A 15,814-nucleotide genomic window follows, 5' to 3' on the forward strand; every position below is an offset into this window, starting at 1 on the left:
GTTTCACCTCACCGCTCGCGCCGCCGCTCGTCCGGCACTGCGGCCGGAAAAGATGCAGCCGCCGAGAAACGTGCCTTCGAGCGCTGCATAGCCGTGCATGCCGCCGCCGCCGAAACCGGCGGCCTCGCCCACCGCGTACAGCCCTTCGACCGGTTGGCCGCCGGCGCCCAGCACGCGGCTGTCGAGGTCCGTCTCAAGCCCGCCGAGCGTCTTGCGGGTCAGGATGCCGAGCCTGACGGCGATCAGCGGGCCATTGGCGGGATCGAGCAGCTTGTGCGGTCTTGCGGTACGGATCAGCCGGTCTCCGAGATAGGCTCGCGCGCCGCGCAGCGCGGTGATCTGCATGTCCTTGGAGAACGGATTGTCGAGCTGCCGGTCGCGGGCGCGGATTTCGCGCTCGACCTGCGCCAGTTCGAGCAGCGGCTCGCCTCCGGCCAGTGCGTTCATGCGGGCGACCAGCGCCGGCAGTTCGGGCTCGACGATGAAATCCTCACCCTTCTCCATGAACGCCTTGACCGGCGCGGGCACGCCGCTGGTGGCACGGCCAAGCACCTGGCGCCAGCTTTTCCCCGTCAGATCGGGGTTCTGCTCGGAGCCGGACAGCGCGACCTCCTTCTGGATGATCTTTTTGGTCAGGATGAACCAGGAATAGTCGTATCCGGTGCTCATGATGTGGCTGAGCGTGGCCAACGTGTCGAAGCCGGGATAGAGCGGCACCGGCAGGCGTTTGCCGCGCGCATCGAGCCACAGCGATGACGGGCCGGGCAGAATGCGGATCGCATGATCGGTCCAGATCGGTGCCCAGTTCCTGACGCCCTCAACATAGTGCCACATGCGGTCGCGGTTGATGAGCCTGCCGCCGGCAGCCTCGGCGATCGCCAGCATGCGGCCGTCGACATGGTCGGGAACGCCGGTGATCATGCGTTTCGGCGGCGCACCCAGCCGCTGCGGCCAATTCTCCCGGACCAGCTGGTGATTGGCGCCGATGCCGCCGGAGGCGACGATGACGGCCTGCGCCTTCAACTCGAAATCGGCTGTGATCTCGCGCGAGCTCTTGCGGCCGCGCTCGGCATCACTCGCCGCCAATATGTCGCCGCGCACGCCGTCGACGGCAGCACCCGCCCGGCTCAATTCGTTGACCCGGTGACGGAACCTGAAGCTGATCAGCCCGCGCTTCTCGGCCTCGCGCACGCGCTGCACGAACGGTTCGAGCACACCAGGCCCGGTGCCCCAGGTGACATGGAAGCGCGGCACCGAATTGCCGTGGCCGACGGCATTGCCGCCGCCGCGCTCGGCCCAGCCGACCACCGGAAAGAATTTCAGGCCGCGCTGCATGAGCCAGGAGCGCTTCTCGCCGGCGGCGAAGCCGACATAGGCCTCAGCCCAGCGGCGCGGCCAGAGATCTTCCGTGCGGTCGAAGGCTGCAGTGCCCAGCCAATCCTCGAGCGCCAGCTCATACGAATCGCGGATGCGCATGCGCCGCTGTTCGGGCGAATCGACAAGGAAGATGCCGCCGAGCGACCAGAACGCCTGGCCGCCAAGCGACTGCTCCGGCTCCTGCTCGACGATGATTGTCTTCTTGCCGGCCTCAGTCAGTTCGGCCGCCGCGACAAGACCGGCAAGGCCGGCGCCGACAATGATCACATCCGCGTCGTTTGGCATCTATTTGGCCATGATCTCGTCCAAAAACCGGTCCCTCATTTTTTGGGATCATGGCCGGCCTAGACTGTCTCCCAGCCTTCCTTCTCGCCGGCGCGGAAGATGGCATCGATGACCTTCTGGTTGAGCACCGATTCTTCCAGGGTGAAAACGCGGTCCTTGCCGCCCTGTGCCGCCCGCGCGAAGGCCTCGACTTCCAGCCGGTATTGCTGCGTGCCGGGAAAGCGGAATACCTGCGCCTCGCTGTGGTTCTGGTTGTGCAGCTCGACGCGGTGATGGTCATAGAGCCCGGCGTTGAACGGTGAGAACACCTCGATGAATCCCTTCTCGCCGTGGAACACCATCACCTGGCGTGCCGCCATCTGCGTCGACAGGTAAAACGACAGCTCGAAATCGCCGAAATCGGCGCGGATCGAGGAATAGATGTCGGTGCCGAACGTCTTGTCGCGCTCGATCGTCGCCTGGACGCGCAGCGGCTCCTTGCCCGTCGAAAAGCGTGTCGACACCGTCGGGTAGACACCGATGTCGGGCAGCGCGCCGCCGCCGAGATCGAGCTTGTTGCGCATGTTGTTGGGGTCGACATTGTAATAGGAGAACGCGCCCTGGACATGGCGCAGCCGGCCGATGGCGCCGTTGGCGATCAGCTCGCGCACCTTGATCCATTGCGGATGGTAGACGACCATGAAAGCTTCGCAGACCAGCACCTTCCTGGCATCGCGCAGCTTGATCAGCGGCGGAATATCCTTGGCATCGAGCGCCAGCGGCTTTTCGACCAGAACATGCTTGCCGGCCTCGATCGCCTTGGCCGTCCATTCGACATGCTGCGAGGTCGGCAGCGGAATGTAGACGCCGTCGATGTCGCTGGAGGCGAGCAGCTCCTCATAGGAGCCGAAAGCGTGGCGCGCGCCGAAGCGTTCGCCCAGTGCCCGGGCTTTCGACAGATCGCGGCTGGCGATCGCCGACAGCACGCCGTTCTCCGCCTCGACGATTGCCGGCAAAAGCTGCTCGCGGCCGATCTTGGCCGTCGACAAAACACCCCATCGGAACATCAGATTTCTCCTCTCGATTGCAGGCCTTGAGGTTTGCCCTAATTCAGGAGAAAAGCCAATGCGGGAGCCTGGCGGCGAACAGGGCGATCATCTGCGGCTTTTCCGGATGCCGGCGCTGCTCTTGCGGGGGCGACGAACCCAGGTCCTGCAAAGACTATCCCCTTCTACCCGTCAGCGTCATGTCGAAGTCGACGACGTTGGAGTAAATCGGCGTGCCGACATCCATGCCGTAGCGCGACCGCAACACCTTGCCGGTGACATGGAATTTTATCGTGCCCGCCCTGAGGCCGCCGAGCTCGGCCGTGAACTTTTCCTGAAAGGTCTTGCCGCGCGCCGTCAGCCGGCCGGTGACAAGGGCTGACGTGGCGCCGGTGCGTTTGACGCTGGTCGAACGGAACTGGATCTCCGGATTGTTGGCCGCGTCGAAAACCGCGTCCGAGCGAAGAAAGGCGTCGATGCGACTTTGGCCGGTACCGACGCTTTCGGGGAAGATGGTGAAATTGACCTGGGACCGGCCGACATCGCTGTTGTCGATGAGGATACTGCCCTTGAAGCGGGAGAAAGCACCGTCGAGCCCTCCGCCGCCGAGCTTGCCGATCGAGAAGTGGATGCTGGAACTCCCCGGGCTGATGGTGTAGCTGCCGGCCGCGTCGCCAAGGGCGACGGCGGCGAAAACAGGCATAGCAAAACAAGCGGCGGCTGCCGCAAATCCGAAGATGCGCGCGTACATGGAAATGGTCCTCTTGGCAGGCAACGCTTTCTTGCGTCCTCGCCCCATGAACGAATGAGCCGCCCGCTCTATTCCGTGTCGCGATGTGACGAAGCCGTGATCATGCGCATCAGCACGGTATCCCTCAGCCAGAAATGATGACGCAGCGCCGCGGCCAGATGCAAAGCGACAAGTCCGATGCCGGCATAGGCGAGATACCAGTGCGTCGCTGCCCAGAAGCTTTCAGCCACGTCCGATTCGCCAAGCGGCAGATTGGGCATAACAAACAGATTGAACGGCACGCTCGGGATCTCCAGCACCGAGACCGAGACCAGCGCCCAGCCGGACAGCGGCAGAGCGAGCTGAAACGCATAAAGCGCAAGATGGACAAGTGGCGCGATGCGGCGCTCGAACGGGCCGACCGAGCGCGGCAGCGGCGGGGCCGGTCTGCCAAGGCGCCAGGCGATGCGCAGGATGACCAGCCCAAGCAGCAGGAAGCCGAAGGATTTATGCAGCTGGATCAGTTCGAAGGCGGTGCGCTGGCTGGACAGTCGCACCATGACGAAGCCGAGCACGAACTGGCCGATAAAGAGCGCCGCGATCAGCCAGTGAAGGATGATCGCCGTCCAGCCGTAGCCGGTGGCCTGGTTTTTGGGCAGTGCTGACATGGTCGGTGAACGAATGCCAGGTCGGCTTTCTTCCACCTCTCCCGTATGGGGAGGGTTGGCTTACTCGCCGACCTTGAAGAAATCGACAAAGGCCCTGAGCGCCGGCCGCATCTGGCGGCGGCTTGGGTAATAGACGAAGAAGCCGTCGAAAAGCGGGCACCAGTCCTCCAGCACGCGAACAAGCTTGCCGGCGGCGAGCGCGTCGCGGACATAGTCCTCGAACACGAAGGCGAGCCCGGCGCCGTCGACCGCGGCGTTGGCAATCAGATGGTCCTCGTCGAGGATCAGCGGCCCTTTCACCGGGATTTCGATCTCCTCGCCGTTCTTCTCGAATTCCCAGCGATAGAGAATGCCGCTGGAGAAGCGGAAGCGGATGCAGCGGTGACCGGCAAGATCGCGCGGATGCTGCGGCTTGGGCATGGTCTCGAAATAGGATGGCGCGCCGACGACTGCGCCGCGAAGGTCCGGCCCGATGCGCACGGCGATCATGTCGCGCTGCAGGCTCTCGCCCAGCCGCACGCCGGCATCGAAGCCGCCCTCGACCACATCGGTGAAGCGGTCCTCGATGACGATCTCCAGCACGATGTCGGGATAGGCAGCGGCAAAGGCGCCGAGCCTTGGCGTCAGCGTCAGGTGGGCCGCGGTGCGCGGCACGGTCAGCCTGAGATTGCCGGCCGGCCGGTCGCGCGCCTCGATCGCCGATTCCAGCGCCAGGTCGATCTCCGACAGCGCCGGCCTGAGGCGCTCGAGCAGCTGCGCGCCCTCCTCGGTCGGAGCGACGCTGCGCGTGCTGCGCGCCAGAAGGCGCACGCCGAGGCGCGCTTCGAGGCTGGAAACCGCGTGGCTGACCGCCGATGGCGCGATTGCCAGTTCCTTGGCCGCGCCGCGAAAACTGCCGCATTGGGCGACCGTTGCCAGTACAGCGAGCTGTGAAAGATGGGTTCGCTTCATTGATCTATTTTTTGGAACAGCCTGTGCAAATTAGAGCCGATTATCGAACGCAGCGCAAGACGCTATCTCTGCGGCATCACAACCATCACAACAAGGAGATACGTGATGCAAACCCGCAAGCTCGGCAATGAACTTGACGTCTACCCGGTCGGCCTCGGCTGCATGGGGATGAGCTTTGCCTATGGTGGCCAGCCGGAGGCGGACGCGATCGCCACGCTGCGCCACGCTGTCGACATCGGCGTCAATTTCTTCGACACGGCCGAAGTCTATGGCCCCTACGAGAACGAAATCCTGGTTGGCAAGGCGCTGAAGCCGGTGCGTGACAAGGTGACGATTGCGACGAAATTCGGCTTCAAAATCCTGGAAGAAGGCAGCGGCATGGAGCGCATGGCCGGCGTCGACAGCCGCCCGGAACACGTCAAGGCGGTTGCCGAAGCGTCGTTGAAGCGGCTGGATACGGAGGTCATCGACCTCTATTACCAGCACCGCGTCGATCCCAACGTGCCGATCGAGGATACGGTCGGCGCCATGGCCGAGCTGGTGCGCGAGGGCAAGGTGCGGGCGCTCGGCCTGTCGGAGGCGAGTGCGGCGACCATCCGCCGGGCGCATGCGGTGCATCCGATCGCCGCGGTGCAGAGCGAATATTCGCTGTGGAGCCGCGATCCGGAGGAGGAGGTGTTTGCCGTCTGTCGCGAGCTCGGCATCGGCTTTGTCCCCTATAGCCCGCTCGGCCGCGGCCTGCTCACCGGCACGATCGCCAAGCCCGATGTTCTCGGCGCCGACGACTGGCGCCGCGGGTTGCCGCGCTTCCAGGCCGACGCCATGGCGGCCAATGCGGCGGTCGTCGCCGTGCTGGAAAAGATGGCCGCCGAGAAGGGCGTGACGCCGGCGCAGCTGGCGCTCGCCTGGGTGCTGCATCAGGGCGACTTCATTGTCCCGATCCCCGGCGCGCGAAAAATCCGCCATCTGGAGCAGAATACGGCGGCAGCCGATATTGTGCTGAGCCAGGCCGAAGTGGCGTCCATCGGCGACGCGCTGTCGCCGGAAAAGGTGGTCGGCAAGCGCTATACCGAGGAGCTGCTGGCCCTGGTCAACGGTTGAACGGCGATCGACGGCGTAATCGAAACGGGGCGTTTCGGCGCCCCGTTTTCGGTCGCACCGCAATGCAAATAATTGCGAGATATTGGCGCGAGGCACCCCCCTCTGTCCTGCCGGACATCTCCCCCTCAAGGGGGAGATTGGACGTCACCTCGGCTTTCGCCAATCACGGACGTTGCAGGAGCGAGCGGATCGCCGAAGCTGCCGATCTCCCCCCTTGAGGGGGAGATGTCCGGCAGGACAGAGGGGGGTGCTGTCCCGCCGACATTTCCTACCAAGGCACGACACTGATCTCCGGCCAGTTCTCCCTCGCACGCGCGCCCTTCATCTCGTGCGTCTGCTGATTATCTAGTGCACGGTTCGGGGTAACGCGAAACGAGAAGATGTCGTCGAGCCCGAACGGCGCCACGAGCGCGAGTTGCCCATCGGTGCCGAATCTAACGCCGACCGCATGGGTTTTCGAAGCGAAATAGGACAGCGCCTCGGCGGACGACGACAGTCTGGGATAGGAACCGCCAAAGCGCGCCTCAAACCACAGATGCACCCGCGCCTGGTTGCGCACTTCGACCGGCAGCGTCAGTCCTTCGAACTGCTTCGCCGCCCGGCGGATGACCGTGTCCTCGGCCTCGTAAGACAGATCGCTCTCATCGAAATAGAACAGATCGACATCACGAATGCCATATCCCGAAGGCTTCGCCGTCAGATGATTCCAGACGCTGTTGTAAAGCGCGCCGGACACGACCAGCCAGTCGGGGAGGTCGAGCGCCCGTACCCGCGACAGCGTCTCGCCGACCAGCGGATCGGCCGAGACGATATCGAGAAAGGCTGCACGCTGTTCCTCGAAGGGCAGCCCTGAATAGCGCAAATGGTTCATCGCCCTTTGGAGGGCGATTCGCCATGCGTCCGCAATCCCTCAGCCGCGCAGCACGCCGCCGGTCTGTTTGCCGACATTCTCGACGATGCGCTTGGCCAGCGCCTCGAAATCCTCGTCGGTCAGCGTCTTTTCGACCGGCTGGATCGAAACTTCGATGGCGATCGACTTCTTCGCCGCGCCGAGCGCTGCACCCTCGAAAACATCGAACACCGAGACGCCGGAAATCAGCTTCCGGTCTGCGGCAAGGGCGGCGCGAACGAGTGTGCCGGCTTCGACCGCCTTGTCGACGACGAAGGCGAAATCGCGCTTGACCGCCTGGAAGGCGGACAGATCGAGCCTCGGCTTTGTCCGCGTCGGCTTGGCCTTCGGCTCGGGCACGGCATCGATGAACACCTCAAACCCGCAAAGCGGACCGGAGACGTCAAGCCCCTCCAGCGTCTTCGGATGGAATTCGCCGAACGTGCCGAGCACGACCTTCGGCCCGAGCTTGATCGTGCCGGACCGGCCGGGATGATACCAGGCCGGGCCGCCGGCCTCGATCTGCAGCCGCTCGACCGGCGCGCCGCAGGCTTCGAGTGCAGCGATGGCGTCGGCCTTGGCATCGAAGACGCCGACGGCGCCGGCATTGCCTGCCCAATGGCGGCCGGAGCCCTCGAGCTTGGCGGTGCCGCGCCGAACGCCGGCGGCAACACGCCGCTGCTGGTCGGCGCCGTCGCCCTCGTAAGTGCCCGACACTTCGAACAGCGCGACATCGCCGATGCCCTTGTCGGCGTTGCGCTGCGCGGCCGCGATCAGGCCCGGCAGCAGCGACGGCCGCATGTCCGACATATCGGCGGCGATCGGGTTGGCAAGCTTCAGCGCCTGCTGGCCGCCGCCGAACAAATCGGCGTGTTTTGCCGGAATGAACGACCAGGTGACGGCCTCCATCATGCCGCGCACGGCAAGTGCCCGCTTGGCGGCGCGGGTGCGGATCTGCAGCACAGTCAGGATCTTGGCGTTGACCGCGTCGTGGCTGCCGAGCGGCTGCGGCGCGATATTGTCGACGCCGTGGATGCGCATGACCTCCTCGACCAGGTCGGCCTTGCCGTCGACATCCGGCCGCCAGGACGGGACCGCCACATTGACGACATCGCCCGTGCCCTCCGGCTTGAAGCCGAGGCGGGCAAGAATGTCGAGGCTCGTCGAGCGCGGCACTTCGATGCCGGTCAGCCGCTTCACGTCCGACAATGGGAACGAGACGATCTTCGGCCGATGGCCGGCATAGCCGACGACTTCGGTTTGCGTCGGCGTACCGCCGCAGAAATCGAGCACCAGCCTCGTCGCCAGCTCCACACCGGGAATCATCATTTCCGGGTCGACGCCACGCTCGAAGCGGTAGCGTGCATCGGTGATGATGCCGAGCGTGCGGCCGGTGCGGGCGGTGGCGATCGGGTCCCAAAGTGCCGACTCGATCAGCACGTCGGTGGTGTTCTCGTCGCAGCCGGAATGCTCGCCACCCATGATGCCGGCGATCGACTCGATACCATCCTGGTCGGCGATGACGCACATCTCCGGCGTCAGCGTGTATTCGCGGCCGTCGAGCGCCAGCACCTTTTCGCCGTCGCGTGCCCGGCGCACGGTGAGATTGCCGGTGACCTTCGCAGCGTCGAAGACATGCAGCGGCCGGCCGCGATCGAAGGTGACATAATTGGTGATGTCGACCAGCGCACTGATCGGCCTCAAGCCGATGGCGAGAAGCCTTTGCTGCAACCATTTCGGCGACGGTCCGTTCTTGACGCCGCGCACCAGGCGCAGCGCAAAGCCGGGACAGAGCTCCGGCGCTTCGATCGTCACCTTGACCGGCGTCTCGCCCTTGCCGGGGATCGGCTCTATCGGCGCGCTCTTCAGCGTGCCGAGCCCGCTCGCCGCCAGATCGCGGGCGATGCCATAAACGCTGGTCGCATCCGGCCGGTTCGGCGTCAGATTGATTTCGATCAGCGGATCGTCGAGATGGGCATAGGCGGCGAAACTGGTGCCGACCGGCGCATCGGCCGGCAGGTCGATGATGCCGTCATGCTCCTCGGACAGTTCGAGCTCGCGCTCGGAGCACATCATGCCGTGGCTTTCGACGCCGCGGATCTTGCCGACGGTCAGCGTCACGTCGATGCCGGGAATATAGGTGCCGGGTGCTGCAAAGGCGCCGATCAGGCCCGCGCGGGCGTTCGGCGCGCCGCAGACAACCTGCACCGGCGCCCTGCCGTCGCCGGTGTCGACGGTCAGCACGCGCAGCCGGTCGGCGTCGGGATGCTGGACTGCCGTCAGCACCTTGGCGATGACGAAAGGTTTCAAGCTCGCCCGGTCGTCGACATGCTCGACCTCGAGGCCGATCGAGGTGAGACGTTCGACGATTTCCGCCAGCGAGGCATCGGTCTCGAGATGATCCTTGAGCCAGGAGAGGGTAAGTTTCATGACTGTGTTCCGTCTGGTCTGGGCACGCTGGGCTTGAAGCTATGCGGCCGCGCGTCGGACATGTGCAGGAAGGCTAGCTGCCCGCGGATTTGCTGCGGCCCGGTTGTCACGCGCTTAGCCCGCCAAACAGCGTCGGCATGTCGAGCGGCCTAAAACCGTAATGCGACAGCCAGCGCACATCGGCGTCGAAGAAGGCGCGCAGGTCGGGCATGCCGTATTTCAGCATGGCGATGCGGTCGATGCCCATGCCCCAGGCGAAGCCCTGATATTCGTCGGGATCGAGCCCGCCGTAACGGAGCACATTGGGGTGGACCATGCCGCAGCCGAGGATCTCCAGCCAGTCTGAGCCTTCGCCGAAGCGCACCTCGCCCGGCCGCGAACGGTCGCACTGGATGTCGACCTCGAGGCTGGGCTCGGTGAACGGGAAGAAGGACGGCCGGAAGCGCATCTTGACGCTCGGCACCTCGAAGAAGGCCTTGCAGAACTCCTCCAGTACCCACTTCATGTTGGCGACGTTGGCCGATTTGTCGATCACCAATCCCTCGACCTGATGGAACATCGGTGAGTGGGTGGCATCGGAATCCTGCCGGTAGGTCTTGCCAGGAATGACGATGCGGATCGGCGGCTTCTGCATCTCCATGGTGCGGATCTGCACCGGCGAGGTGTGGGTGCGCAAAAGCTTGCGTTCGCCCTGCTCGTCCGGCTGGAAGAAGAAGGTGTCGTGCATCTCGCGCGCCGGGTGGCCTTCCGGGAAGTTCAGCGAGGTGAAATTGTAATAGTCGGTCTCGATGTCGGGACCTTCGGCGATGGCAAAGCCGAGATCGCCGAAGATCGCCGCGATCTCGTCGATAACCTGGCTGATCGGATGGATGCGGCCGCGCTCGGCCGGCGATTGTCGCACCGGCAAGGTGACGTCGACCTTCTCGGCGGCAAGCCGTGCCGTGATCGCCACATCTTTCAGCTCGGCGCGACGGGCCGAAAGTGCCTCGGTGACGCGGTTCTTGAGGCCGTTGATTGCCGGGCCTTTGACCTGGCGCTCCTCGGCGCTCATCGAGCCGAGTGTCTTCAGTATCTCGGAGACCGAACCCTTCTTGCCGAGGGCAGAGACACGCACCGCCTCGATTGCTTGCTCGTCGGCGGCAGAGGCGATCTCGGCCATCAGGGAATTTTCGAGAGTTTCCATGTCACTCATGTTCCAGACCCGATTGGAAGCAAAGAAAAACCCGCGCCAGCCCTGCCAGCGCGGGTTTCCCAAATCAAGTGTCGAATAGCTTGGGAAGCGCTGGTCTTAAGCGACAGCGCTTTCAAAAGCGTTCGGCGTGGTGTTCTTGAGGTATTCGAGCGCGACCTTGGCCTTGGCCACGAGTGCGGCAAAAGCCTGCGGCTCGTGGATGGCCATGTCCGACAGGATCTTGCGATCGATCTCGATGCCGGCCTTGTTGAGACCGTCGATGAAACGGCCATAGGTCAAGCCATGCTCATGCGTCGCCGCATTGATGCGCTGGATCCACAGCGCGCGGAACGAACGCTTGCGATTCTTGCGGTCGCGATAGGCGTACTGCAGCGACTTTTCCACCGCCTGCTTGGCGATGCGAATGGTGTTCTTGCGGCGGCCGTAAAAACCCTTGGCGGCTTTCAGGACCTTCTTGTGCTTGGCGTGCGAGGTGACGCCTCTCTTTACGCGTGCCATGTCATGATCTCCTTAAAAGCAATTCCAGGAAAAGTGCCTAGCGGTTTTCCGTTCGGAATTGCGTAAAACAAATGCGTGTCCAGACCGAATGCCCTTATTTGGCGCATGATGTTTTCCAAAAAGTTTGCAACTTTTTGGCATCATGCCCTAGAGGCCGTTCGGCAGAAAATTCTTGATGACCTTCTTGCCATCCGGTTCAGCCAGAACCATCGTGCCGCGGGCATTTCGAATGAACTTGTTGGAACGCTTGATCATGCCGTGACGCTTGCCGGCCGCAGCCGACAGAACTTTACCCGTACCTGTGATCTTGAACCGCTTCTTGGCGGCCGATTTGGTCTTCATCTTGGGCATTTTGCTACTCCGTTTATATGCGCACCAATGCGCTTTTTGTTCGCTTCAGTCCGACCAAAGCCCGAAAAGCAAATGAAACCGCCACGGCATGCCCTGCCGGGCGGTTTTTTTGGAACGCGGTCATATACGTCAAAGCGAGGGCGCGCGCAACACCCAGCGCTCAGCAACCTTGTAGTGCTCAGGGGAAACGGAACAGCACCGGTAATATGCCCGACTGCTGGGCGCCGTCGATCAGTTCGAAAGCCGGCAAGGCAAGGAGGAACACCAGCCCGTCCAGTAACGTGGTTCGCAGCAGGCGCGGCTTGAAGCTGCCGGTGTCGCCTTCCTGATACAGTGACAGTTTCGGGAAGAAGCGCGGCACTTTCGCCAGATAGGCCTGGTATGGCGCGCCGAGAACCTCCTTGAGGAATTTCTCCTCGCGCAGGATAACGATGTAAAAGGCACCCGCGCAGAGCGCTCCAAAGCCGATCGTGGCCGCGATGGAGCCGATCTGTGCGCCGACACCAGCGGCAGCTAAAGTGGAGAAAAGGTAGAGTGGGTTGCGCGTGATCGAATAGGGTCCGCCGGTCACCACTTCGGAGGATTTGCGTCCGCCGATGTAAAGCGTCGACCACAAGCGCCCGACGATGCCGAGAAAGATCAGCACGACGCCGACCATTTCGATCGTTTCATGCACTGGCGTATCGGGAGGGAAAACCGACTGGCCGAACAGCAGCGCCGCGAACATCACCATGATGAGAACGGCAAGTACCATCCTGCGCATATGCTGGTAGCTGCCAAGCCCGTGCTTAACTTGCGCGTATCTGACTTCATTGACCATGTCGGGAATCCGATCGTCGAGGGAACCAGAGCGTCGTTGCTCTCGCCGGCGATCGCAGCGTCTGGCCAAGAAAACAGGCGCCCCGCCGATCGCCGGGACGCCTTGCAACATGATTCAGGCGGATTTAATGCATGTCGCCCAAAAGTGCGCAGCGGTTTTGGGACAACGACATGCACAAAACAGAACTAAAGCGCAACGCGCTTTAGCGGGGCGCCAGCACCATCATCATCTGGCGGCCTTCGAGCTTCGGTTCGGCTTCGACCTTGGCGATGGGCGCCACTTCCTCGCGAACCTTATTCAGAAGCTGCATGCCGAGTTCCATGTGCGCCATCTCGCGACCGCGGAAGCGCAATGTCAGCTTGACCTTATCGCCTTCCTCGAAAAAGCGCCGGACGGCCTTCATCTTGGTCTCATAGTCGTGGCTGTCGATGTTCGGGCGCATCTTGATCTCCTTGATCTCGATGACCTTCTGGTTCTTGCGCGCCTCGGCCGCCTTCTTCTGGTTGGCGTATTTCAGCTTCCCGAGATCGAGGATCTTTACGACGGGCGGCACTGCATTGGGCGATATCTCGACCAGATCGAGCCCAGCCTCTTCGGCGAGCAGCAATGCGTCGTTGATGGAGACATCGCCCCGGTTCTGGCCTTCGGCGTCGATTAGCTGGACCCGGGGAACCCGGATATCACGGTTGGAGCGCGGGCCTTCCTTGGTGGGCGCCGCTGCTTTGAAAGGTCTGCGAATGGTCGTGGTCTCCTTGAGCCGTTTCGTTAAGGGGTTCTTCAGTTCAGAATTGCGAACGCGCAATGTGGTGAGCGCGCGGCCGGAGTCAATAGCACAGCATTCTCAGGAAATCACCTGCTCGATGAATGCTCCTCTGCACCAAGCGAAGAAAGTAACAGAGCACTTTTCGTTGAACCCCCGCTTGTGCCAAAAGACCGGCGCGAGGGAATACACCATGAGCACCACCACCCCGATCTTCCTAGACGTCGACGGGACGAGCATCGCCGTCAGGCATGCGGCAGGTGCCGAGCCCGGCATCGTCTGGCTTGGCGGCTACAAATCCGACATGCTGGGCACCAAGGCCGAAACCCTGTCGGAATGGACGCGCAAAGACGGCCGGGCCTTCCTGCGCCACGATTATTCCGGCCATGGCGAATCGGGTGGCGCCTTTGCCGACGGCACCATCTCGAAATGGCTGGGCGAGAGCCTGGCGGTTTTCCGCCGCTTCACCCAGGGCAGGCAAATCCTGGTTGGTTCGTCGATGGGCGCGTGGATCGCGCTGCGCATGGTGCAGGAATTGCGTAAGGCGGGCGAGAACAGCGTCGCCGGCCTTGTGCTGCTGGCCCCGGCGCCCGATTTCACGTTCGAACTGGTGGAGCCGGTGCTGACTGGGGCGCAGAAGCGCGACCTCAGGAAAAAGGGTTTCTTCGAAGAGCCGTCGGACTATTCCGTCGAACCGTACATCTACACCCGCGCACTGATCGAGGACGGCCGCAGCAACCGGGTGATGACCGGGCCGGTCGACACGCACTGTCCGGTCCATATCCTGCAAGGCCTGGCCGATCCCGACGTGCCGTCGAGCCATGCGCTCAAGCTGGTCGGCCTGCTGCCGGCCGACGACGTCACGCTGTCGCTCATTCCGGACGGCGACCACCGCCTGTCGCGACCTCAGGATCTCGATATGCTGGTGCGGGCGGTGGACGCGATGGTGCGGCAGGCGGGATAGAGACATGCGCATTTCCATTCCGGTGTCCGCCTTTGTGGCGGCGATCGTCGGCTTCGGCGGTACGCTGGCCATCGTCATTGCCGCCGCCAAGGCGGTCGGCGCAACGCAGGTCGAGACCGCAAGCTGGGTGACGGCACTCTGCCTGGCGATGGCCATCGAGAGCCTGTGGCTGTCGTGGCGCACGAAAATGCCGGTCATCACCGCATGGTCGACGCCGGGCGTCGCGCTGATCGCCGCATCGACCGGCTTTTCGATGGGCGAGGCGGTTGGCGCCTTCATCGTCACCGGGGTCCTGCTGGTCGCCACCGGCCTGTTCGGGCCATTGACCAAGCTGATCGCCAGAATACCGGCTTCGGTCGCGTCCGGAATGCTGGCCGGCATCGTCGTAACCTTCGCCATCAATGCGGTGAAGACCGTGCCCGTCGACCCCTGGCTGATCCTGCCGCTGGTTGCGGTCTTCTTCGTCATCCGCCTGTTCAACCCGGCGCTGTCGGTGCTGTTGGTGCTGATCGGCGGCGGTCTCGCGGCCTTTCTTACCGACCGGGTCGGCGGTCTGCCGGCACCGGAACTCTCGAGCTTGACGCTGGTAATGCCGCAGTTCACCGCCGCTTCGATCATCGGCCTGGCATTGCCGCTCTATCTGGTCACCATGGCCTCGCAGAACCTATCCGGCCTCGCCGTGCTGAGGGCAGCCGGCTATCATCCCGAACCCGGGCCGCTGATCGGCGTCACCGGCCTGTTTTCGCTGCTGACGGCGCCGTTCGGCGCCTCGACGACCAATCTGGCGGCGATCTCGGCGGCGATCTGCACCGGACCCGACGTGCATCCTGATCCGGCCGAGCGCTGGAAGACCGGCCCGTTCTACGCGCTGGCCTATCTTGTCTTTGCCCTGTTCGGCGCCTCGCTGGTGGCGATCTTCGCCGTATTGCCGCAGAGCCTGATCGCGCTGGTCGCCGGCCTGGCGCTGATGGCACCGCTCGCCAATGCGCTGTCGATCGCCTTGAAAGACGAGGACGAGCGGATGGCCGCTACCGTCACCTTCGCCGTCACCGCATCGGGGCTGACGCTGTTCGGCGTCGGTGCGGCGTTCTGGGGCCTGATCGCCGGATTGGTCGTGCTTTTCCTTGAAATGCTCAAAAAGCGATAATCATTTCAGCCGCTTGTCCGGTTTTGGCGGTTGCTGTCTTGAATCGCCGTTTTCTCCATCCCATTTCGATTCCACGCAGCCGGATTTGGCTGTCTCCAACTGAAGGATTGGGAGAAATGAACACATCTGCATTGATCCGTCCGGCCTGGACGCCGGCGACCATCGCGCTGATGGTGATCGGGTTCATGGTGTTCTGGCCGCTCGGCTTCGCCATGCTCGCCTACATCATCTGGGGCGACCGGCTCGACGGCTTCAAGCGTGACGTCAACCGCGCCACCGACGGCATCTTCGCCGGCTGCCGCCGCGGTTCCGACAAGGCCGCGCGCTGGGGCCATGGCTCCGCCCGCACCGGCAACGTCGCTTTCGACGACTGGCGCGAAAAGGAACTCGAGCGGCTTGCCGAGGAACGCCGCAAGCTCGACGAGATGCTGAGCGAGTTCGACGAATATGCCCGCGAATTGCGCCGCGCCAAGGACCAGGAAGAGTTCGATCGTTTCATGGCCAACCGCAACAAGTCGACGTCTCCCACGACCGGGTCGACGACGAACAACAAAACCACCGGCAAGTCCACGCCAGGCCTGCTCGACGAGTAACGTCCCGTGCCCAGATAGATAATCCAACGGCGT

General features: G+C 63.4%; 16 protein-coding genes. 4 read left to right on the forward strand and 12 right to left on the reverse strand.

Going from position 1 to position 15,814, the window contains the following annotated elements:
- Nucleotides 1-3 precede the first annotated feature (3 nt).
- From NKI50_RS10740 to NKI50_RS10760, 5 genes are all read right to left on the reverse strand, one after another.
- Nucleotides 4-1,662 carry an FAD-binding dehydrogenase gene (locus NKI50_RS10740; RefSeq protein ID WP_352716492.1) on the reverse strand — a complete coding sequence of 553 codons (1,659 nt, stop codon included), beginning with the start codon at nt 1,660-1,662 and terminating at the stop codon, nt 4-6.
- 59 nt (nt 1,663-1,721) lie between these two features.
- On the reverse strand, nt 1,722-2,708 hold the full coding sequence (locus NKI50_RS10745) for a Gfo/Idh/MocA family protein (RefSeq protein WP_352484691.1): 987 nt from the start codon (nt 2,706-2,708) through the stop codon (nt 1,722-1,724).
- A 154-nt stretch (nt 2,709-2,862) separates the two neighbouring features.
- Entirely contained in the window at nt 2,863-3,438 is a 576-nt protein-coding gene (locus NKI50_RS10750) for a YceI family protein (protein ID WP_352484690.1), read from the reverse strand.
- A gap of 68 nt (nt 3,439-3,506) precedes the next feature.
- Nucleotides 3,507-4,085 (reverse strand): cytochrome b, encoded by a 579-nt coding sequence (locus NKI50_RS10755; protein WP_352484688.1) that lies wholly within the window; start codon nt 4,083-4,085, stop codon nt 3,507-3,509.
- A gap of 60 nt (nt 4,086-4,145) precedes the next feature.
- The gene (locus NKI50_RS10760; protein ID WP_352484687.1) at nt 4,146-5,036 is read right to left on the reverse strand and encodes a LysR family transcriptional regulator; all 891 of its coding nucleotides are present in this window, start codon (nt 5,034-5,036) and stop codon (nt 4,146-4,148) included.
- 105 nt (nt 5,037-5,141) lie between these two features.
- Here NKI50_RS10760 and NKI50_RS10765 point away from each other — a divergent pair, with 105 nt between their 5' ends.
- Nucleotides 5,142-6,137, forward strand: coding sequence for an aldo/keto reductase (locus NKI50_RS10765; protein ID WP_023718302.1), 996 nt, complete (start codon nt 5,142-5,144; stop codon nt 6,135-6,137).
- Between the two features lie 268 nt (nt 6,138-6,405).
- Here NKI50_RS10765 and NKI50_RS10770 read toward each other — a convergent pair whose 3' ends face one another.
- From NKI50_RS10770 to infC, 7 genes are all read right to left on the reverse strand, one after another.
- Nucleotides 6,406-7,008 (reverse strand): nucleotidyltransferase family protein, encoded by a 603-nt coding sequence (locus NKI50_RS10770; protein ID WP_352484467.1) that lies wholly within the window; start codon nt 7,006-7,008, stop codon nt 6,406-6,408.
- A gap of 39 nt (nt 7,009-7,047) precedes the next feature.
- Nucleotides 7,048-9,456, reverse strand: coding sequence for a phenylalanine--tRNA ligase subunit beta (pheT, locus tag NKI50_RS10775; RefSeq protein WP_352484468.1), 2,409 nt, complete (start codon nt 9,454-9,456; stop codon nt 7,048-7,050).
- Between the two features lie 106 nt (nt 9,457-9,562).
- On the reverse strand, nt 9,563-10,648 hold the full coding sequence (gene pheS / locus NKI50_RS10780; protein WP_023718300.1) for a phenylalanine--tRNA ligase subunit alpha: 1,086 nt from the start codon (nt 10,646-10,648) through the stop codon (nt 9,563-9,565).
- Between the two features lie 96 nt (nt 10,649-10,744).
- On the reverse strand, nt 10,745-11,146 hold the full coding sequence (gene rplT, locus NKI50_RS10785; protein WP_006201247.1) for a 50S ribosomal protein L20: 402 nt from the start codon (nt 11,144-11,146) through the stop codon (nt 10,745-10,747).
- A gap of 147 nt (nt 11,147-11,293) precedes the next feature.
- A complete protein-coding gene (gene rpmI, locus NKI50_RS10790; RefSeq protein WP_006201248.1) occupies nt 11,294-11,497 on the reverse strand; it encodes a 50S ribosomal protein L35 in 204 nt (67 codons plus the stop codon).
- A gap of 178 nt (nt 11,498-11,675) precedes the next feature.
- On the reverse strand, nt 11,676-12,317 hold the full coding sequence (locus NKI50_RS10795) for a methyltransferase family protein (protein ID WP_023718299.1): 642 nt from the start codon (nt 12,315-12,317) through the stop codon (nt 11,676-11,678).
- A gap of 202 nt (nt 12,318-12,519) precedes the next feature.
- Nucleotides 12,520-13,056, reverse strand: coding sequence for a translation initiation factor IF-3 (gene infC, locus NKI50_RS10800; protein WP_023677573.1), 537 nt, complete (start codon nt 13,054-13,056; stop codon nt 12,520-12,522).
- Nucleotides 13,057-13,270: 214 nt separating this feature from the next.
- Between infC and NKI50_RS10805 the strand changes: the two genes are divergently transcribed.
- The 3 genes from NKI50_RS10805 (at nt 13,271) to NKI50_RS10815 (ending at nt 15,781) form a co-directional block, all read left to right on the forward strand.
- Nucleotides 13,271-14,041, forward strand: coding sequence for an alpha/beta hydrolase (locus tag NKI50_RS10805; RefSeq protein WP_352591209.1), 771 nt, complete (start codon nt 13,271-13,273; stop codon nt 14,039-14,041).
- 4 nt (nt 14,042-14,045) lie between these two features.
- A complete protein-coding gene (locus NKI50_RS10810) occupies nt 14,046-15,188 on the forward strand; it encodes a benzoate/H(+) symporter BenE family transporter (protein ID WP_352484470.1) in 1,143 nt (380 codons plus the stop codon).
- Between the two features lie 116 nt (nt 15,189-15,304).
- Nucleotides 15,305-15,781, forward strand: coding sequence for a DUF2852 domain-containing protein (locus tag NKI50_RS10815; RefSeq protein ID WP_352495238.1), 477 nt, complete (start codon nt 15,305-15,307; stop codon nt 15,779-15,781).
- The last annotated feature ends 33 nt before the right edge of the window (nt 15,782-15,814 follow it).

This window comes from Mesorhizobium sp. M0563 (assembly GCF_040321065.1).
Taxonomy (GTDB): domain Bacteria; phylum Pseudomonadota; class Alphaproteobacteria; order Rhizobiales; family Rhizobiaceae; genus Mesorhizobium.